A 21,321-nucleotide genomic window follows, 5' to 3' on the forward strand; every position below is an offset into this window, starting at 1 on the left:
GCAATCATGATAGTCATTGATAGCATAAATAAAGGTAACGCTTGGGCTAAGTAAAATCATATATTTGTACCACCACCCCTTTTATAATGATTGTTCAGCAGAACTTAAGAGCCTTTTCCTTCCTTTTGGAATTTGGTTACCTAGACACTCCAGCGACCAGGTAGAAATATCAGAGAAAGTTGATATGAATGGTGCCACCCCAGAAGAGCGACTTACCTATCTGAAAGATTATGGAGATCCGTTTTTAACGATTGTATATATTGGAGGACATGTCTTTTTGTATATTGGCCATTTTCCATATCATTCTCAAGAAATGTCTATACCTATGACTTACCAAAATCTTTGGGGTATGGCTGATCTATCAGGAGATAGTATCTCCATTATTGGGCAGTCTGTTTTTTTTCCTCTCTTGCTTAATTATCCAGAAGAGCCTAATCTTAGGTCTCTTTTACAACGTCCATTCTTCCAAATAGCCCATCTTAAGCGCCTTCCAGAAGGCTACCCTCGTCTAAAAAAGCCTTATGTTGTTGTATAATAGACCTGTTGCGTAAGTATTAGTGCCAATCATAAAACAGATGTGGCGACTGATTTTTCAGTAATTTATGTTATTCACATCTCTTTTGTTATATCTGATATCACCTTATCGTTTCTCTGATCCTTGATAAATATCAAGACCAAAATCTAACCATTTTCCTGATTTTAAAAAGGCTGGTACAACATGGATATTTTTTAAGGCTTCAATATCAAAAAATTGCGAAGTTTTAACCAGACCATCTTGATCCAACCAATGTGTAGGGAGTTCATCTACACATATTTCAGCAGCAAAATACACTTCTACCTTATGTACACTATATTTTTTGTCAAAAAATTCCGAAACATAGACAATCTGGTTTGATTTAACATCAATACCTGTTTCTTCCTTTACTTCTCTTATCATGCACTCTGGAAGCATTTCACTTGGTTTCAAGTGTCCACCAGGTGTATACCAAAGCTTATAATCATTGCTCACAAGTAACAATTTTCTATTTTTTACTATTAGTGCTCTGGCTGTTACTTGTAAAGTATAATCTTGCATTTTTTATAGTTGATTAAAAATTAACTAGGATAAATTTAGGCAATTCGATTTTCTGGTCAAATAAAAGATTCGCACGGAATATAAGTTTCGGATTGACTTAAATTAATGATTATTCCTTCTATGCTACTTGCATAGTAACTTTTTATTTAGTATAATCAGTCATGCTTTAGGTATGAATGCGTCAAAAAAATTCGTTTAGGGAAATCTGTGCTTGAAGTATTTTAGTTAACACCATTACCAAACGAAAAATTAAAAATCTAAAATTTTTGTTCGAAATGTCAGTTAAAAGTTCTCCAAATTTATTATTGGTGTTAGAAGTTTAATCTAATATTGGGATCAAGTTATTAAGTAAAAATTTGATTTAGAGTGTTGTACTAAAAGCACAAAATATAGATAAGCCATGGATATCGATCTTCTAATCATAATAGTGTTCTTAGTAACTACACTGGCAATAGGGTTATACTGTAGTAGATCAGTTACTACATTTAAAGACTATGCAGTGGGCAGTAGAAACATGTCTACTTGGGTGATTACCATTTCTTTAATAGCTACCATATATGGAGGGAATTTTTTACATACTCAACTGACTGGTTATTACTATCAAGGTTTATATATGTTCATACTAAGTTTAGGTAGTCCACTTAGATTTTACTTAGCCTCTCGGTTCATTCTTGTTAGAATGAAAGAGTGGCTAGGAGATTTTTCTATTGCTGAATCTATGGGTAGGCTATGTGGAAGACCTGTTCAAGTTCTTACGGCTATCTTTGGTATTATAGTAGCGATAGCCCAAATTTCTGCTCAGTTTAAGATTAGTCTAATTATTATTGAATCTATTCCTTTTTGTAACGTAACAGCATATGCTAACTATTGCACAGTCATTTTAGGAGTACTAGTTACGATTTACACTATTTTAGGAGGAGCTAGATCTACAGCATTAACGGATATTTATCAATTTTGTTTCTTTAGTGTTTGTTTGCCTATTTTAACTTTTACTTTTTTATACCATGCTCAAAGTCCATGGATTAATTGGCAAAAATTTGTCAATATGTCACAATTTAACTTATCTCAAATAGCTACTTGGGACACCTCTCCTACATGGGATAATTCCTTTGTTCATTTATTTACTTATTTCATTTGGCATTCCATATTTACTTTTGATCCAGCTCAAATTCAGCGTTTTTATATGTCTTCTTCTATTCAACAAGCAACCAAAATATTTTTAAAAAGTGGCATAATTCGGATCATTTTTTCGTTACTATTTTTAGTTGTTATTGCTGCTTTATATATAAGTGGAAATAGTGTTCCACCTAAACAAAAAATATTAGACTATATTATGCAGCTTAATCATTTTCCTGGAATGAAAGGGTTACTTATAACATCTGTTATTGCTTTATGTATTTCTACCGTTGACTCTTATTTGCATACGGGTTCTGTGTTATTTGCTAATGACATATGGCCTTTTATAACTGGTAAGAGAGAACAAACCGATAAATATTCTCTAAAAATTGTACGAATATCCTCTGGTTTAATAGGTATAGTTACAATTTTAATTACATTACACATGAACAATATCAGGCAATTTTTGAGCAAAGTATTTTATTTCTATACTCCTTCGGTTACGGTTCCAATGATTATGGCTTGCTTTGGATTTAGACCTCGTGGGTCTGCTGTCTTATGGTCGATGGGAATCAACACAGCTCGGACAGTTTATAATATCTTTATAAAAGAACAAGCTATAAGAGAACGTGATGTATTCCTATCTCTTATATATGGTGCGTCCATTTTATTGATCCTCCATTACCTGCTACCTAAAAAGTCAAATACAGGTTGGGTGGGTATTCCAGATGATAGTCCCGTAAAACTACAAAACCAAGAAATAAAACGTTGGTATCTAAGAAAACTATATTATTTTAAATCAATCTTTACCAAATCTTACTGGAAAGATATTTTTCCTAAAAGCTCCACTATTTTCATGACATCAGGCATTTATTTTATTATTTACAGCTCCATACTACTTTTTTATGTGAAGCCAGTATATGTATTTTCCTATATCTACTGGTACATAGCTGTTATGGTTATAGGAACCATAGTAACCATCTATCCTACTTTTCACGCTTATAAAAAGAAAGATAATAGTCTGTTGCATGGACTATGGCCCATATTGTTATTTGTAGTCCTTTTTATTTCTGGCATCATATATATGAAATTAAGCTATTTTTCACCTATGTCCTGTGCACTGTTTATAGTAAATATAGGTATAAGTAGTCTATTATTACCATCTACCATAATAATAGTGATGCTATCTGTCCTATTATTGATATATAAATGGCTACCACCTCATGTAGCCATTGTAAGTTATAAAGCATGGATAACTACAGAAACAATGATAGGATTAACCATTCTACTCAGTTGCTTAGTGTATCGATATATAAGAAATAAAACTAACAGACAATTACAAACTATAGCGTTAACTAAAATTTATGATCAACAGTATGCGCTAGCTTCTATACACAATCAAGAACACTGGAACCGATTAGACCCTACTTATAGTGGAAAAGTATTACAAGATATGGCTGATGAGCTAGGACTCTATTCAGAAAGCCTCCCTATACAGCAACATCAGAAAAAGTTATATGTATTTAGACAATCCTTGCTGAAAAGGGCTAAGGAAGAACGTACGTCTACGTTGGACTCAAAATCTATCCATAAAGTTAACATAGAGGATATGATCCTAAAGTCTTATGAAACTGTTAGGAAACTAGATATACCGATACAGTTACTTTTAACGAAAAAAACCAAAGAAAAATACTTATTAACCGAACCAACTACTTTTGAAAGATTACTTACCATAAATTTTTTAAACCTATGTCAGGATAAATATACCACATATCATACAGTCTATTTGAATATTTTAGATACGTTATTGTCTTACCCTTTCCATAAGCCTTCTCAGGAAACTATACATAGTGCTTACGAAAAGCAATTAAAATCTCCTATATTATCTGCACTTGCTTTCTCTATATCTACCGATACAGATAGCCTAAATGTATTACCTGTTTACGAAGTTACCGATGAAATTACTTCAGTCTATTTACCTAAAACAATCAATAATCTGTATCAAGAAGAAAGTAGACAAATTGTACAAGCTCATGGAGGATATATACAAACCATAGAAACAGAAACAAGTTTGACCTGTCTCTACATATTGCCTATTGACGATACAAAGGTTATGCGATTTAAGCGATATCATACTGATGATCTATCGAATAAGGTAGCAGAAACACTTACAAGTTTATCTCAAGAAAAGGAACTCATTAGTCTACTCATAAAACAAACGACCTTAACTGAGAAAGAGGTAAGAGACACCATTCACTTTATTAAGAAAGCACATGGGAATACTATACGTAAGTCGGGCGAGCCTTACTATACCCATCCTATGGCGGTAGCTAAGATTGTGCTAGAGGATACAAATAATTCTGATACCATTTTGGCTGCTCTATTGCATGATATAGTAGAGGATACAATGGTTACATTGGAACAAATAGAACTACTATATGGAATTGAAGTTGCTTATATAGTAGACATGGTTACTCACTATAATACTTATGGGTTGCGATGGAAATTAGATGATTCAGATAATCAAAGTATACTGAATAAGTGTAAGGATATTCGTGTTATTCAGATTAAACTAGCTGATAGATTACATAATCTAAGAACCATAGCTGTACGCAAACCGATAGATAAGATAAGAATTGCTAAAGAAACGCTATTATTTTATATCCCATGGGCTAGAAAAAACAATATTATATGTTGGTTACCAGAAATAGAAAATATATGTGAGCAGATATTACATATTAATCCTACGCAATCGGACATTCCGCACTAAAAAATCGAATTTTTATGTAATCTTTGATTAATCTAATCCTACTTTTTATCAAAAATCTATAGGGAAATCCCATAGAGGCTCAATCCATATCGAATACTGGTGCATATTCCTTAATATTATCAACAGTAGTCACTAAAACAAAGATTTTATGCAAACGTCAATTTCTTTTTTCTCTCCATTTCGGATTTTCCCTATAGAAGGCTATAGTTAATTGACAAGTAATTGGATTGATCCTAATAAGCAAGGGTATGACCAGCCTATGAATAATATGCATTACTGATTTTTTTATAAAAAATCAGTATGTTTAAGAGATTTATATATAACGATATGTTTATGAAAAATATACTGCCTAAAGCATTACTTATGCTTTTTATGAATGGTTCATCACAATACATTCACAGTAACATGAATAATGAGGATAATAATGTACCAGGATGGGCTAATAGGTTACTTGTTAATAATCAAGAAAAAACAAGTGTATTCAATGGTAATATATCGATTGAACATAAACAGATTCCTTCTTCTGGTATTAAAGTAATAGAATTTCAATGTGATAACAGTAAAATAATGATTAATCCATCTGGAAATAACACAGATTATATTGATATAAAGTTTAAAAAAATATCTCAAATGGGAGATATTAGTTTTCAAACTATTGATGATAGACTAATCATTAATAGCTGTAATAAACCTAATGGGGGATGTGAAGTGCATTATGATATTCATGCTCCTATACGTACAACGATTGATGTAAACGCAGGAAAAGTTAATCTAACATTAACCTCCATGGGAATGGTAAATGTAAATGCTGGTATAATGAAGTTATCATGCAATGATGTCTTTGGAGATTTTAGTTTGAATTGTGGTATAGCTAAATTACAGATGTGTTATAGTGCACTACCTACGGCTGATCATGCTGTTTGTAGCATAAACGTTAATTCAAGCATCTGTAAAGGAACTTTAACATTTCCAAGGCGTGCTGTATTACATTTAAAAACTGATGGCTTTATCAAATATAATAATTCTTCATTTGGAAATAATCCTATAGAAAAGAGTAATTTTGTAGTTAATCTTAAATCTGCTTTAGGGAAGTTAAATATTGAATCTCAATAACCTTAATATTATGTTATAAACAATATGAGTATTCATACTATATTACTGGACTGATTTTTTAAGACAAAATTTTTGTTAATTTTGTTTCCCATTAGTTGGGGTTTATCACGCCGCATTTTTTAAATAATTAGTCGGTCTTGAAGTATTCTATATCGTCTTTTTTATAAAAAAATAGGATTAGATTACTCCAAAAATATATAAAAATTATTGTATAATTTTATTAGAAATAGCAACGCAAAAACTCAATGAGATTGTAGGCTGAAGAGAACTAGCCAAGAGGTATTAATAGGTTGGTTTAGGTAGTTATTTGGTTCATTTTTCTGGTTATCATCCTTAGGTTATGCCCAATAGCACAAAGGACTGCATTAAATTTGTCTCCCAATATTCCTTTCAGGTAATTGACTTCCAATTTACCATCGGCCTTCATGTGTCCTATATGTGGTTCGATAGAGGATCTCCTTTTTAGTTCTTTTTTAAGCACTGGAGTCATACCTCTTTTTTGGCCACTTATAAATATTTCATATTCACCGTCAGGTATTTTATGTCCTCTGTATCCTTTATCTACAAACACACGTTGGATCTTAGTACCACATAATTGCTCTGCTTGTATTAAACTTTTATGCAAGGTATGTCCATCATACACATTAGGATGTAGGGCCTCTGTGGATAAAATTAAACCTTGTTTATGGGTTAGGGTAATTTGCACTTTACAGCCAAATTCATAAGGCTGTCTAGACTTGCCTTTGCTTAGGCAATAGACAGAGGGCTCATGAATGCTATAGACTTTATTTTTACTTTTTTTAGACTGATTTATAATACGTTTACTTAAAGATAATAAGTCAGAAAATTGTAATTGTATTTCTTGATTAGCATTGGATAGATTTCGTTCTACATCTCTAACCACCCTACCCAAATAGGTTTTTAGTGTTTTAACACCTTTTGCAAGACGCTTATACTGTTTAGCATGCGCATAGTTGTCAACCTTACGTTTAATGAATAGGCCCACACGTGAATAACTCTGTCTAAGTTGAATACCTGTTTTTTTGGCTAATTGCACTAGTTTTTCCCTAGCTTTGTTTAGCAAAGAAGAATCAGTGGGGAAACGAATATTTTTATTCATAACGGTGGTGTCTGATACGACCTTAGTCAATTCTTGAGGTTGTACAAGTTTACATTTTATGGCTACCTGAATAGTCATCGAGAGTATTTTATTCAACCCTTCTTCTCCTAAACGTTTGCGCCAACGTGTCAATGAACTAGGGTTACAAGGGAGCTTCCACTCAAAGTAATCATAGCCACAAAAGTATTGCCAATAAGGACGTTCTATCCATTGCGCAATGGTTTGTTCGTCAGAGAGACCGTACATGTGACTTAACATTAAAAGGCCAAGAACTAGTCGTATAGGTAAAGGAGGTTGACCTGCACCGGAACGGAACTGCTTATCTATGTCTACTTCTAATTGTTTCCAGGGAAATCGAATCAGCTAACTGAATGAGCTTATGAAGAGGATCTAAAAAGCTGGATAAGCGCTGCTCAAATAATCTGCTTTGACCCGTAAATATCTTCCTAGATTTCATCCCTAATTTTGCAAGGTTTTTTAACAAAATAATCCTAAAACTGGTGTTTTCTTAATACAAATATAACATATTTAATATTGAAAACCAAATTATTTTATGATATTGCAGGGCCGACTAATTAAGATATACATCCAACACTCCGCACTAAAAATGTAATTTTTATGTAATCTTTGATCATATAAGATGAATTGTTTAATACGTCAGGTAATTTTATTTTATCATCCTAAACACTTTTAGCTATTATACCATGCTTATTTTTACTAAACGTTTTCTACTAAGTTGTGTGCAATATGCCTATCTGACTCAAGCAAGCATATTATTTACTAAAGTAGAGGTAGGACTGTTATTTTGGGGAATAAGATTCTTTTTTTTGGCAACACCTTTTTGGGCTAGTTTTGGAAAACGTTATGCCTTATTTATATCGGCTTCTAGCTTATTAACTGGAAGTTTACTATGGATAGGAGGTCATATGGTTGGAGTGGCTATGTTAGCTTTTGGGTTAAGTACTGCTAACTTCTTAGTAAAACAAGAAAGTGCTCTATTGCCTAAAAAAAGCGCTTGGAACAAAATAGCTACTAATTTAGGACCATTGTTTGTTGGGTTGTTGCTACAATACTGGAATCATAAAAGTGAAAAAGTATTGTCTAGTATGCTTATACCTATTTTATTCGTTTGGTTACTCTCTTCACCGATAGTCTCCTCCCATAATAATATCTACATTAAAATAAAAGGTTTTTTTCCTATTACAATAAAAAAAATATGCTGGTTATTAGTAGGTATCGTTATTGGTTTGCGTGTATTTGGAGTTTATGTAATTTTAGGACAGCATCTGTTACATTACCATGTAGTACATCACTATGCACATTATTTATCGATGTATAGCCTTATGGTTATTTTATTTCAAATTCCAGCTATTATTAAAAAGCAGTTATACCCATTAAAAATTACTATTAGTGCATTATTGCTGTCTATTTCAATCATGTGTTTGCATGAATGGTTTGCCATTCATTTATTTTTCAACGGATTAATATGGTTAGGATTATTAGCCATAGAGGAGATTTTTGCGCCTTATATAGACTATTATTCGAATAAATCCCATGCCCTTTTATATAAGGAGTTAGGGATTTCTTTAGGTGGTGCTTTGTGTCCAATTTTGTTTATGTATGAACATAATATCACATATCTAATCATTCTATTTTCCATATTATTAATTATAACACATTGGTTTTCTTTAAGTAATTACTTAGAGAAATGAAAATAAACTTACTATGACCAACCAATTTTATTTCATAATACACTGATTATAAAATAAAATTGGCTGGAAAGATTAAAAATTGCAGTAAAATGGGACTGATGGAAGTGCTCTTTTAGCCGTGACTTCTAATTTCTCTACTAATGTCATGTTGCCGGTTAACATTAATTCCTTCAATGGCTTCAATTTTCTCAATTTCTGCATGAATCATATTCTCTGTTTCTTCCTCATTATCGTCACTAAATTCATCCTTTAACTCTGATTTTATTTTATTTCTGATAACATCAATGCTTTTATTTTTCTCTAACCCTTTTTTTAATTCTTTTTCAATTTTTCGTCTTTTCCTTTCCCGATTTTTCTGATCAAACTCTTTTTTTGCTTTCTCTTCACCTTCTTTTATACCTTCTTTTATACCTTCTTTTTTCCAATGTTCTTGTTTTTCTTGTTCAGTAACACTTTCATTTGCAATAGAAATAATATCCCTTCGATATGCATTCATCTGCTCTTCGGTATAATTAGATCTTCTTAATTGATCTATAGCTTTTTTTATAGACATATTATGCCCACTGACTTTATCAGAATCTGATTCTTTCTTAACGTCACCCCGTAAAAACGAACACCATCTTTCTTCATTATCTTCTAAATCGTCAATGTTTTTATCAAATTTAGGTATCTCTATAAAAACCCAAGATAAGTCCTCAAGATCATGTTGATGTGTTTCTCTATCTAAGATAAGGTGTTCTCTTCTATAGGCTTTCTTATGTATTATTGTACCAAATTGTTCTAAATCATCTTTAAATAGCTTATGGCCTGAAATCGTTAAACATACTACTTTCTTAAGTAGTTTATAGCTACCACCCTTCCTAAGTTGTTCACTGTACTTATCAGCTGCATAATAGGTTACTCTCTTTTTAAAGTGTTTTTCATAGGCAAGCTGCATTTCTATTATATAGTGTTTGCCTTTTTTATCCTTTACAAGTATATCAAAATAAGTTACTTTAGGTTCTCTTCCAGAAGCTATATTTTCAGTATCTTCAAAGTTTTCTATTTCAATAGTATCATCTCCTTCTAATTCTAGTATACTATTTAAAAAACTAGCAGTAACTTCCTTATCTGTCTTGAATATTTTTTTAAAAGTAATATCCGTTTTAGGATCTAAATAATCATTATCCGTTCTTGGATCTAAATAATCATTATAATTAGAATTAAGATGTAATATAGGAGAATTCCTATTAGATGCATTTCTAGTTCTACTAGAAACGCTCTCACTTTCCATCCCTAAACTATGCTTATTACAAGCAGTAAGTCCCACTAATAGTAGTGGCATAACTTTGCATAAGTTATTCATTATCATATTTAAATATTAATTTTTATGGCTCGACATGTCTTAATGAGCTATGTAGGCAGTAATAAAGAAGACTACATCAAATGATACCTGTAACAGGTGTATCACAATCTCTCATGAAGACAGATCAGGCTATATATTTAGTTACGCTCTTGTTTAAATATTAGTTTTTATCGCTCGATATATCTTAATGAGCTATGTAGGCAGTAATTAAAGAAGACTACATCAATAATGATACTTGTAACAAACGTATACATTACCTCCCATGAAGACAGATCTTAAGCTATATATTTCTAGTTACGCTACAAAGATACAAAGATTTTGTTAAAGTAAAACGGAGTACAGAATATAGGTTTCTAGATCGTGTTTACTTACGATAAAAAAAGAGCACTCCTTTTGCTGATGCAACAATAGCCTCTTGTTTAGAAACACCAATGACTTTATCATCATTGATACCATACCAATGTCCATCTAATTGTATAAAGGCAACAAAATGTCTTGATTCAGTTTGATTATTTGAAGATACGGGAACCAGAAATGCCTCTAAATGAAATGGGATTTCTATTTTAGGCGAAGAAAAATCATATTGTGCTATAATTTTTATAGTCTCTGTACCCCCTAAATTATAGTTGTCCATATAGTCTTTATCTCTTGCAAGTGAGACACATAACTTATTTGGAAGTTCTTTAAATACAATTTCTTTTATGCCTTTTATTTGTTTTTCATGCTGTATTCCATATTTGTCAAAATATTTATGCCGTTTATAACAAACATCTTTTTTTTGATGTATCTGTATCAATTTACTAAAATCACCTACATCTTGGTTTACTGGACATATATTTAGGATAAGCAATTCTTTTTCACCTTCAACGATAGTTGAATCATTTTTTTTGATAAAATCTAATGTGGTATGATCACTTTTATCTGGAGTAAAATGCTCTAAATAAGTGATCCTTCCAAGCAATAACGCTTTGGCATGAATAGCTTCTAAAAGCTTATCCGCATTGCCTTCATACGCTTTATTGTTATAAGGCTCTGGTAACGTAGACCTAAAACGCTCTATATCTACGGGAAGATTATTTACATTTCCACTTGTTACACAAAAGACAATTTTGCGTAACAAATTATTTCTGCTTGCATTAATTTCGTCTTTATATATTCTAGATAGTACTTGTAAAATTGCATTGATGCATCCACTTTTGCTGGTACTAGCAATACCATGAACGATCGGGTTTGATTTCTTACTTTGTTGAATTTTAGTGGGTGAAGCTCCAAACACAACTCGATTATCATGAGGATATGGTTCTTCCTTTGGTATATCTGATGTACAAGCGATACATATTGCTGTTTTTAGCAACAACATACCAAATGATTGCATTTTATTGAAGTTCATAAATACACCTTTCATAAGATGCATTAAGCTATAGAAACGATTTGCCTTCATGATTAATCCATTTTATAGATCCCTTTCTTGCCAAAGTTTACAATAGTGTAATCCTGATAAGAAAAACTGTATAACAAAGAAAAAATAATATCCGTAAAAAAGTAAACAAGGAATAGCAATAGCTGCAGAAATTATCCCTATAATAATACTTGCATGATACCCCTTGCGGCCAAACTTCTTTTCAAGAAGGAAACGCATAAGTATACCACCATCCAATGGTATAATTGGGATTAAGTTCAATAAAAGCAATATCGTATTAAGATATTTTGTCATATATAGTACATATTTTATATAATAATTATCAAAAGCATTCATTTTGATTAATATATAAGGAATAAGTATCAACAGTCCATGCAACATAGGGCCTGCAAGTGTAATCAAGAAATCTTGTTTGGGCGTAATAGCATACGAATTAAATTTTGTAACGCCACCAAAAGCCCTTAATACAATACGAGGGTTGGCATTCCAAAAGAGAGCGGCTAAAGCATGGCCATATTCATGTACCAACACACTAAAGGTAATAATAATCGTTATTAATATACTTTCTCTTATAGGCACATTGGTAGTACCTATTACAAATAGTAAAAAGATCCAATAGGTAGGATCAATATACACGGGTATTTTTAAAAATCTAAAATTCAAAATAGCGGAATTTGAAAGTTAAAGATATCGAAATTATCTTAATATTAAGAGACTACTCTTACAGATGTATACTTCTCTCTCCTAATATTTTGAGTATTAAAGCCCATTTTTTGTAATGTATCCATACTGGCATCAATCATATGTGGATTGCCACATAGATAAATCACATCGGTATTGGGATTTAGATGCAACATCTCAAAAGCGGATTGCACGTATCCTGAATATTGATAGCTCTGAGAAAGTGTCTTTTCTCTGCTTAAATATGCATAAAAATTAAACCTGTCATACTTTTTAGCATATGCAAGGAATTCTTCCACATATAAAAGATCTACAACATAACGTACACCTAACAGCACAGTTACTTTAGCATGCTGGTTATTTTCTAACCATCTAGCAATGGTAGGCAACATGGAACGGTAAGGTGCTAATCCTGTTCCAGTGGCTACTAATATATGATGTGCAGATGCTTCTTCATCTCTAAGTATGAGTCTACCTTGAGGCCCTGTACACTGTAGTTCAGCCCCTAATTGTAAATCAAATAGAATTTTAGTAGCAAATCCTTCATAAACAGGTGCAATGATCATTTCTAGTTCATACGGTTGTTCAGGGAAGTTAGCTAAGCTATAACTGCGCCGTATTTTTCTCCCATTTTCATGTGGCAGTAAAAAGGTAATAAACTGACCAGCTTTAAATTTACATGGTAAGTTGTCAGAACGTACAAATCGCAATTGCAATACACTAGGTGTCAACATTTGACGATCTATAAGCTTAACATTAAATTGATTTTGTTCCATTATTTTTTAGTTAAAAAATGAGTTAATATGGTACATCTCCATTTGTGACTCAGCAACGCACACAGACGAACGCTTACCAACAAGATGTCTATATATGAAACATGCCAAAAGTGATCTGTTAAGTATAAAGTTGAGATATCTACGTTTTTCTTGAAAATCTTTTTTTGTGCTAGGATCTTTAGATTTGCATTTCTGAATGCTAAGCTAGGATGCAACAACTCTATCTTAAACACCATATCTAATTTAAACTTTCCTTGTACATTATTCCGAACAATATTTTTTTGCTTGATATTTTTTATCAAAAACCATATTCCCTCGTTAGTATAATGTAAAATTAGGGTTAAATCTAAAGAAATAAGTTCAGGACTTTCGCAAAACAGATAATTGTGTTTGCATTTTTAGACATGGACATGTTTTATAGTATTGATAATCAATAATNATCAATAATATTAACATTTCTCTATTTTATAGACTAGTCTATAAACAGTGTTTTTAACTAAAAGTGCGAAAGTCCTGAAGTTAATTCTTTTGTTGTCCAATTACTGTCATGAGCAAATCTCAAGCTTTTTCGAATAACCCTGTTATAAAATTATTAATTTTATTGAAAAAAACATACATTTTTCTTTCTTTTTGAGTAATTTGAATGATTATATTCTCTTTTAAGAGATTTGTTAAGGACAATTTTCATAAGAATATCTCTTTGAGAAAGATCAACCATTTTTTACTAGAAAATAATAGTCTTCCTTCAAAACATATTATGTAACTCGGTTTTGTTCTACTCCTATTAGGAGCTATAGGGCTAAAAGTTAGTTTTGAAAGAAGCATAATAAAAAATATTCAATATCATTTCTTTATAGCATTATATATTTTAATCAATACCAAAAAATTTGCAAATTGAATATTTAGTATATAACTTCGACTTACAAATAATCAGTGTTACATATGTCAAGATGCCGACAAAATACCGAAGAAACTCATGGATTAAATAAAACTAAAATGAAAAATCCTTCGTATTATACAAATAAAATATCGTAATTTGCGCGTGCAACGAGGGAAAACAATTTGGCAATGATGGCGACTGTGCATATAAAAATGCAATTAATTTTTATAGAATTCCTTATTAATCGATTTAATTGATGTATATGCATAGTAACTAAATCTTTTTTTGACTTTGTACTTTATCTAACTATTTATTAATTTGCTGTCTTATCTTTTATCACTGAATTCAAGTGGTAGAGTTGGAATTTCTTTTTCCAATTTGGTATTAAGAACGAATTGTATTGCACAATAGAGTATGAATGTACGCTGTCCGAAATGAATGAAACACAAAAAATAGAGATGGTAACTACATCAGGACAGTCCGTCATAGTCGATACAACAGAGGATTATCTTTCTGAGCTTAATGATAGGCAAAAGGTTGCCGTGTTGAATACCGAAGGCCCTTCAATTATTATTGCGGGAGCTGGATCAGGTAAGACAAAAGTGTTAACTGCTAGAATAGCTCATATTCTCAAAGAGAACAAAGTAGAGCCTAATCAAATTTTAGCTTTAACCTTTACAAATAAGGCTGCTGCTGAAATGCGTCAACGTATAGAGTCAGTTGTTGGAACAAAAGCTAAATTTATATGGCTAGGGACCTTTCATAGTGTGTTTGTAAAAATATTACGAAAAGAAGCAAGTAGTTTGGGATATCCTTCGCACTTTAGTATCTATGATTCTGATGATAGTAAGTCACTCATTAAGCAAATTGTAAAAGAATTAAGGCTTGATGATAAGGTCTATAAACCTAGCATTATACTAGGCAGGATTTCTCATGCTAAAAACAGACTGATTACTCCAGATGTATATGCTATAAATGGAACCTATCAAGCAGAAGACGCTCGTATGCGCATGCCTCAGTTTAGTGAAGTTTTTCTAAAATATGTGAACTATGCTAAGAAATCTGGAGCAATGGATTTCGATGATTTACTTTTGCATACGCATAAATTACTGTATGCTAATAATGAGTTGAGTGCAAAGTATCAGCAAAAGTTTCGCTATATATTCATTGATGAATTCCAAGATACTAACTTAGTACAATATAGCATTGTTAAGAAATTAGCAGAAGATCATAACAATATTTGCGTAGTAGGAGATGATGCACAAAGTATTTATGCATTTAGAGGGGCTGATATTAAAAACATTTTAAACTTTACTCGCGACTATCCTAATCACCAAATAGTCAAATTAGAGCAAAACTATCGCTCTACACAACATATTGTTCACGCAGCAAATGGTATTATTAGTTATAACGAAGCTCAATTAAAGAAACAAGTTTGGACGAAAAATATAGTTGGAGAGCCTATTGACATAATAAGAGCTATTTCAGATATGGAAGAAAGCTACTTAGTAGTAGACTCTATTTTGGAACAAAAGCTATCTAAACAACTTCCTTATCGAGATTTTGCTATTTTATATCGTACCAATAACCAGTCTAGAAACTTTGAGGAAGCATTACGAAAAAGAAATATTCCTTATCGCATTGTAGGAGGAATTTCTTTCTATCAACGTAAAGAAATAAAAGACTTTTTGGCATATTTACGTTTTATTGTGAATCACAATGATGCAGAAGCTTTTAAAAGAATTATCAATTTCCCCAAACGTGGTATTGGTTCTACTACTATTGATAAAATATTTACGATTTCTGATCAAAAACAAGTGCCAATTTGGGAAATAGTAGGCAACTGTTCAGGTGATTTTTTTAGAGGAGCTACTGCCCTAGCTATTTCTCGCTTTGCAGTATTTATTAAAAATGCTGCGCTTAAATTAAAGATGGAAGATGAAAATGCATATACCATAGCCAACACTATTGCCAAAGAATCTGGATTACTTAAAGAATTATATGAAGATAAAACCGTAGAAGGATTAACGCGTTATGCGCATATTCAAGAATTGCTAAATAGTATTAAAGCATTTGTAGACAATCCTGAAAATAGTGATCCAAGTTTAGGAAGTTTTTTACAAGAAATAACATTGATAACAAATGAAAGCCAAGATAATCTGGATAAAGATGCTATTACATTGATGACCATCCATTCTTCTAAGGGATTGGAGTTTAGATGTGTATATTTGACAGGCATGGAGGAAGAACTTTTTCCGTCCTCTATGATGGTTGGCAGTAAAATAGACTTAGAAGAAGAAAGACGGCTCTTTTATGTGGCTGTTACTCGAGCAAAACTAAAATTAACGTTATCTTATGCTTTAAGCAGGTATCGATTTGGCAAATTAACAACTACAAAACCAAGTAGATTTCTGAATGAAATTTCATTAGATTGTTTAAATAACCATTTAGTTAAGCCCAAACATACGTCTAACACTACAACCAACTTCTCTACAGCTTATAAGCCTAAAGCTATGCTTATACCTTCAAAAAAAGGACAAGATGTGCTTGAGAAGTCTCCTGGAAAAACGTCTAATCATGCTTATGCTCATGTATCCCATAGCAGTACATCATACAGCGATTTAACTACTTTACAAGTAGGACATGAAGTTATTCATGATCTTTTTGGTAAAGGAAAAGTTATGGAACTGGTCAATACTGCAGGAATGCCTAAAGCAGTTGTGCTTTTCCAAAATGTTGGAAAAAAAACACTTTTGCTTGCTTATGCAAGATTACAAATACTGGATGAAAAATCAGTATAGAAGCTTATTTTATTCATGTTATTCATTGTAACCCTAAATAACCTAAATGTACGATTACAATACAACTCGATCTCCCTTAATGCTTAGGGAATATGGAAGGAATATACAAAAACTTATGGATCAGTTTGAAAGTATTGACGATAAAAATTCGCGTACTCAAAAGGCTCAAGCCATTATAAAGTTGATGGAAGTAGTTAATCCTCATGCAGAATCTATCCAGAAACGGTGGGATGATCTTTTTATACTATCGGACTATAAACTTGACATTGATGCTCCATATGCTAAGCCTAGTAGAAGAGAAAGCATTCGGCAATCTTACATGAATATGCCGCTTATGCATCCAATTAGATACAAATATTATGGAAGGAATATGGAGCTTTTAGTTGAGAAGATAGCTAGTATAAGTTCAATTAGTGAGCGAGAACAGATGCTTATGGGAGTAGTCAAGCTTATGCGTCGATTTAGTAGTACCTGGAATAATGATTACATTAGTAATGAAAGAATTATAGAGGATATTAAAAGAATGTTACCAAGTAATATTGTTCTTGATCTAGGTATTATACGTACCATGGCAGATGATGATGCAAATGCCCAAAAAGCCAGATCTAGACCAAGACTTATGACTACTGCTTCTAAGAAAAGAGAACAAAAAAACAATTTGTAGATCATATAAATCGTACCTACTCAAGCGATTTTTTTAGATTTTTCAAAAATCTAATACATAGATAGATGTGTTGTCAAAATATTACATATATTTTATATTGAATATCAAATATATATAAAATGATATTTTTTATGCAAGAGATAGGGCACTTTAGGTAGTTATTATAAATCAAGCTTTTGAACAACGAAGAATGGAGAAGTTTATCGTAAATGGTGGACGTCAGTTGTCTGGTACTATAAAGCCACAAGGATCTAAAAATGAAGCACTTCAAGTAATATGTGCCACGTTGTTGACTGATAAAATAGTATCACTACACAACGTTCCTGATATTGCAGATGTGCGTAGTATGATAAAACTGTTGACCTTTTTAGGTGTACAAATTACATCTTTAGGTAGTGGAAGTTACCAATTTTGTGCCTCTCATCTTGAAAAACAAGCAATGTTTAATGAAGATTTTCGGGAAGCGTTCACAAAAGTTAGAGGCTCTATTATGCTGTTAGCCCCTCTTTTAGTTCGGTTTGGAGAGGTAACTATACCTAAACCTGGGGGAGATAGAATTGGAAGAAGGGGCTTGCATGCTCATTTTACTGGATTAGGTCACCTAGGTGTTACATTTGCCTATAATGTTGCTCAGGAAAGCTGGATATCAAAGTGTACAACGTTAAAGGGAAGCTATATACTTATGCCAGAAGCCTCCGTAACGGGAACAGCTAATACAATCATGGCTGCTTGCTTGAGCAAAGGGAAAACGATTATTTATCATGCAGCCTGTGAACCACACGTACAAGCACTATGTCACATGTTGGCTAACATGGGAGCTAAGATTACAGGTATTGGTTCTAATCTATTAACTATAGAAGGAGTAAGCCATTTGAATGGAACAACACACACCATTTTATCTGATATGCTAGAAATTGGTAGTTTCATTGGGCTAGCAGCAGCAACAAGATCTGCATTAACCATTACAGATGTACCCATTCAACTTTTTACTCCTGTGTGGAATTATTTTAGGAAACTAGGCATTATTTTAGAGGAGTGTAGTTCTTCGTTGCATATCCCATTGCAAGAAGGCTATCATATTCAAAAAGAGACGGATGGTAGTTTAGTGACTTTTTCTGATGCTATTTGGCCAGGATTTCCTACTGACTTGATTAGTGTTATTATTATAGTTGCAGTGCATGCACATGGCCATGCGTTGATCCATCAAAGAATGTTTGAAAGCAGACTCTTTTTTGTGGATCATTTAATCGCAATGGGAGCACGATTGGTATTATGTGATCCACACAGAGTCCATGTAGTAGGGTTAGGCAATGCTTATAGGCTACATGCAACACGTATGCACTCAAGCGATATTAGGGCTGGAATTAGTTTATTGATTGCAGCGCTGTCAGCAAAAGGAACTAGTATTATTGAAAATATCAACCAAATTGATAGAGGATACGAACGAATTGACCAACGGCTAAATGCATTAGGCGCATCGGTAGAAAGAGTATAAGATGATTAATCAATTCCTATTAGTTCTTTATAAGCCAAAAGCAATTTTGAAATTGCAAAATGCTTACACTCCATAGCAAGTTCTACAGGGGTAAGATTTTTTTTATTCCTTAGAGTTATATCTATATCGGTGTGTGCTAATAACTTTTTCACAATAGATATATGGTTATTTTGAGCGGCATAATGTAGTGCTGTTTGACCTACTTTATTCTGTATATTAACATCTATAGATTTATGCTTCAATAGGCCACTTACTACATCTAACTGATTTTTGAATGCTGCATAATGTAAGGGTGTACTTCCAGTTACATCTTGGATATTTACCAATAGTGCACTATTATGGAGAAGTATTCTTAATAACTTTGGATCAATCTTTGGATTTGCAACTGCAAGATGCAATAAAGTAGCATTCTGTTTTGTTTTTGCATGGACATTAAATTTTTTAGAAAGCAATAATGTATGAAAAATAGTTGCATTATTTTGTTTAACTGCCCAATGCAGTTCCGAATATCCTTTTTTATCTTGTGAATCAACTATCTCTTTTTGCTGCAATAAAAATCGTACCATGGATAAGCTACCTACTCTAATAGCTAATGATAAACAGCTATACCCTTTTTCTGTGTAGGTATTACAAGAAGCACCTGCTTGTAACAATAACTGAACAAGATCTTTCCGGTTATGTTGAATAGCAATATGCAGGGCATTGTATCCTTTATGATTTACAATGTTCACATTTGCTCCAGCTTTTAATAACAACGACGTAACATCTTTATGCCCTGCTTTAACAGCTAATAACAAGGGGGTATTTCCATTTTTAACACTTATGGGATCTAATAGGGCATTTGACTGAATGAGTAATGCAACAATTTTTTTATTTCCTCTCTTAGATACGTAATGTAATGGAGTATATCCGAAAAAATTTTGACTATTAACATCTTGTCCATTTTGTATACATTCTTGCGTTTTTTTATAATCATTTTCTTCAATAGCTATCATAAATTTTTGATCTATAATTGATAGCTTACTAAAAAAAATTTCTAATTCTACATCAGATTTGGAATAAGCATGAAAAATTACACCCAATAATGGTAACAAAAAGATAAAAAATCTAAAGCCAATCATAATCTTAATTATTATTCTACGTATAAAATTTACACCTGATTAACATATTCTTCTAAAAACAACCTGCTACTTGATAACAAGATTTACACTTTAAAAATATATTTATTATAAAGAGAAACTTTGTAAATCTACACTCCCGTTACATTAAAGAATGAATTTTGTTCAGTCGCATTAAGACACATAAGCAGATTTAATGCATAAGGAACAATTTTTCTTGTTCTGGTTGAATAGCAATATTGTGATATACTTTTTGAACATCATCGTCATCCTCAAGTGCATCTATAAGCTTCATAAGCTGCTGCAATGCTTCATCACTTAGTACTACAAAAGTATGAGGCATATACTGTAAGCCAGCATAACTTGGAGTTATATTAAACTTTTCTAGCTGCTTTTGAAGTTTACCAAAATCTTCTACTGCACAAGTAATATGCATATCTTCCCCATCGTTTTCTGTTTCTTCTGCTCCTGAATCTATCAATTCTAATATAAAATCATCTTGATTCTTAATATCCGATGAAGGAATAGACAAAACTCCTTTATGATTAAATAGAAAAGATATAGAGCCACTCTTTTCTAGACTTCCTCCATATTTAGAAAATATAGCACGTACATTAGCAACCGTTCTAGTTATTTTATCAGTCATGCAGACAACCATAATAGCTACCCCGTTGGAGCCATATCCTTCATAGGTAACTTCACTATATTCATTTGCATGATTACCATCTCCTTTGCTAATAGCACGAAGAATAGCTTCTTTTGGCATATTAGCCCCTTTCGCATTTTGAATCGCTAAACGTAATCTTGGGTTAAATTCTGGTTCAGCCCCCCCTGTCCTAGAAGCTACCGATATTTCTTTAACTAGCTTTGTAAAAATCTTGCTTTTTTTTGCGTCATTTACACCTTTTTTACGTTTTATATTAGACCACTTACTATGTCCTGCCATTGATATATTGGTTTTCAAAAAAGAAAAAAATGCTCATTCAAATGCATAACCTAATTTCAAACAGCTACACGCTAAATACCTAACTGTTGTAAAGATATATGCATGCTAAATATACATGCTCTTAGGTATTTCTACAAGATTATATCTGATAAAGATCGCGTTATTATTAGGACTTTTTTAACCTCGTTTACTACTCCTTGGTTTTGTGTTATATCCGACATTTCGCACAAAAATTTGGGATTTTTTATTTTCTCTATTTATTACATAAATGTTACTATATTTTTAGGGT

At 32.3% G+C, this 21,321-nt stretch carries 14 protein-coding genes and 1 pseudogene; 7 read left to right on the forward strand and 8 right to left on the reverse strand.

Annotation, left to right across the window (positions count from 1 at the left end; translation table 11 throughout):
• Positions 1 to 64 precede the first annotated feature (64 nt).
• Positions 65 to 535, forward strand: coding sequence for an NlpC/P60 family protein (locus CCPUN_RS03440; protein WP_133282189.1), 471 nt, complete (start codon positions 65 to 67; stop codon positions 533 to 535).
• 105 nt (positions 536 to 640) lie between these two features.
• On the opposite strand, the gene CCPUN_RS03445 is transcribed toward CCPUN_RS03440, so the two are convergent.
• Positions 641 to 1,075 (reverse strand): NUDIX domain-containing protein, encoded by a 435-nt coding sequence (locus tag CCPUN_RS03445; RefSeq protein WP_133282190.1) that lies wholly within the window; start codon positions 1,073 to 1,075, stop codon positions 641 to 643.
• Positions 1,076 to 1,475: 400 nt separating this feature from the next.
• Here CCPUN_RS03445 and CCPUN_RS03450 point away from each other — a divergent pair, with 400 nt between their 5' ends.
• Positions 1,476 to 4,961 carry a sodium:solute symporter family transporter gene (locus CCPUN_RS03450; protein WP_133282191.1) on the forward strand — a complete coding sequence of 1,162 codons (3,486 nt, stop codon included), beginning with the start codon at positions 1,476 to 1,478 and terminating at the stop codon, positions 4,959 to 4,961.
• Positions 4,962 to 5,294: 333 nt separating this feature from the next.
• On the forward strand, positions 5,295 to 6,074 hold the full coding sequence (locus tag CCPUN_RS03455) for a hypothetical protein (protein WP_133282192.1): 780 nt from the start codon (positions 5,295 to 5,297) through the stop codon (positions 6,072 to 6,074).
• 313 nt (positions 6,075 to 6,387) lie between these two features.
• On the opposite strand, the pseudogene CCPUN_RS03460 reads toward CCPUN_RS03455, so the two are convergent.
• Positions 6,388 to 7,651 (reverse strand): annotated as a pseudogene (locus CCPUN_RS03460) (IS5 family transposase); the annotation flags it as partial.
• Positions 7,652 to 7,898: 247 nt separating this feature from the next.
• Between CCPUN_RS03460 and CCPUN_RS03465 the strand changes: the two are divergent.
• Positions 7,899 to 8,906, forward strand: a complete 1,008-nt coding sequence (locus CCPUN_RS03465; protein ID WP_133282193.1) for a hypothetical protein — start codon at positions 7,899 to 7,901, stop codon at positions 8,904 to 8,906.
• 112 nt (positions 8,907 to 9,018) lie between these two features.
• On the opposite strand, the gene CCPUN_RS03470 is transcribed toward CCPUN_RS03465, so the two are convergent.
• From CCPUN_RS03470 to CCPUN_RS03485, 4 genes are all read right to left on the reverse strand, one after another.
• Positions 9,019 to 10,257 carry an Rpn family recombination-promoting nuclease/putative transposase gene (locus CCPUN_RS03470; protein WP_133282194.1) on the reverse strand — a complete coding sequence of 413 codons (1,239 nt, stop codon included), beginning with the start codon at positions 10,255 to 10,257 and terminating at the stop codon, positions 9,019 to 9,021.
• A 358-nt stretch (positions 10,258 to 10,615) separates the two neighbouring features.
• Positions 10,616 to 11,692, reverse strand: a complete 1,077-nt coding sequence (locus tag CCPUN_RS03475) for a ubiquitin carboxyl-terminal hydrolase family protein (protein ID WP_133282195.1) — start codon at positions 11,690 to 11,692, stop codon at positions 10,616 to 10,618.
• Between the two features lie 12 nt (positions 11,693 to 11,704).
• Complete coding sequence (locus tag CCPUN_RS03480; RefSeq protein WP_133282196.1) at positions 11,705 to 12,334, reverse strand: site-2 protease family protein; 630 nt, start codon at positions 12,332 to 12,334, stop codon at positions 11,705 to 11,707.
• Between the two features lie 44 nt (positions 12,335 to 12,378).
• The gene (locus CCPUN_RS03485; protein ID WP_133282197.1) at positions 12,379 to 13,128 is read right to left on the reverse strand and encodes an FAD-binding oxidoreductase; all 750 of its coding nucleotides are present in this window, start codon (positions 13,126 to 13,128) and stop codon (positions 12,379 to 12,381) included.
• 1,338 nt (positions 13,129 to 14,466) lie between these two features.
• Here CCPUN_RS03485 and CCPUN_RS03490 point away from each other — a divergent pair.
• The 3 genes from CCPUN_RS03490 to murA all read left to right on the forward strand — a co-directional run bounded on the left by CCPUN_RS03490 (position 14,467) and on the right by murA (position 18,968).
• Entirely contained in the window at positions 14,467 to 16,809 is a 2,343-nt protein-coding gene (locus CCPUN_RS03490) for an ATP-dependent helicase (RefSeq protein ID WP_133282202.1), read from the forward strand.
• Positions 16,810 to 16,855: 46 nt separating this feature from the next.
• Positions 16,856 to 17,473 carry a DUF4290 domain-containing protein gene (locus CCPUN_RS03495; RefSeq protein ID WP_133282198.1) on the forward strand — a complete coding sequence of 206 codons (618 nt, stop codon included), beginning with the start codon at positions 16,856 to 16,858 and terminating at the stop codon, positions 17,471 to 17,473.
• A 190-nt stretch (positions 17,474 to 17,663) separates the two neighbouring features.
• Positions 17,664 to 18,968 (forward strand): UDP-N-acetylglucosamine 1-carboxyvinyltransferase, encoded by a 1,305-nt coding sequence (murA, locus tag CCPUN_RS03500; RefSeq protein ID WP_133282199.1) that lies wholly within the window; start codon positions 17,664 to 17,666, stop codon positions 18,966 to 18,968.
• 5 nt (positions 18,969 to 18,973) lie between these two features.
• On the opposite strand, the gene CCPUN_RS03505 is transcribed toward murA, so the two are convergent.
• Both CCPUN_RS03505 and CCPUN_RS03510 read right to left on the reverse strand, forming a co-directional pair.
• Complete coding sequence (locus CCPUN_RS03505) at positions 18,974 to 20,089, reverse strand: ankyrin repeat domain-containing protein (RefSeq protein ID WP_133282200.1); 1,116 nt, start codon at positions 20,087 to 20,089, stop codon at positions 18,974 to 18,976.
• Between the two features lie 190 nt (positions 20,090 to 20,279).
• Positions 20,280 to 21,032 (reverse strand): YebC/PmpR family DNA-binding transcriptional regulator, encoded by a 753-nt coding sequence (locus CCPUN_RS03510; protein WP_133282201.1) that lies wholly within the window; start codon positions 21,030 to 21,032, stop codon positions 20,280 to 20,282.
• Positions 21,033 to 21,321: the final 289 nt, after the last annotated feature.

This window comes from Cardinium endosymbiont of Culicoides punctatus, assembly GCF_004354815.1.
Classification (GTDB): Bacteria; Bacteroidota; Bacteroidia; order Cytophagales; family Amoebophilaceae; genus Cardinium.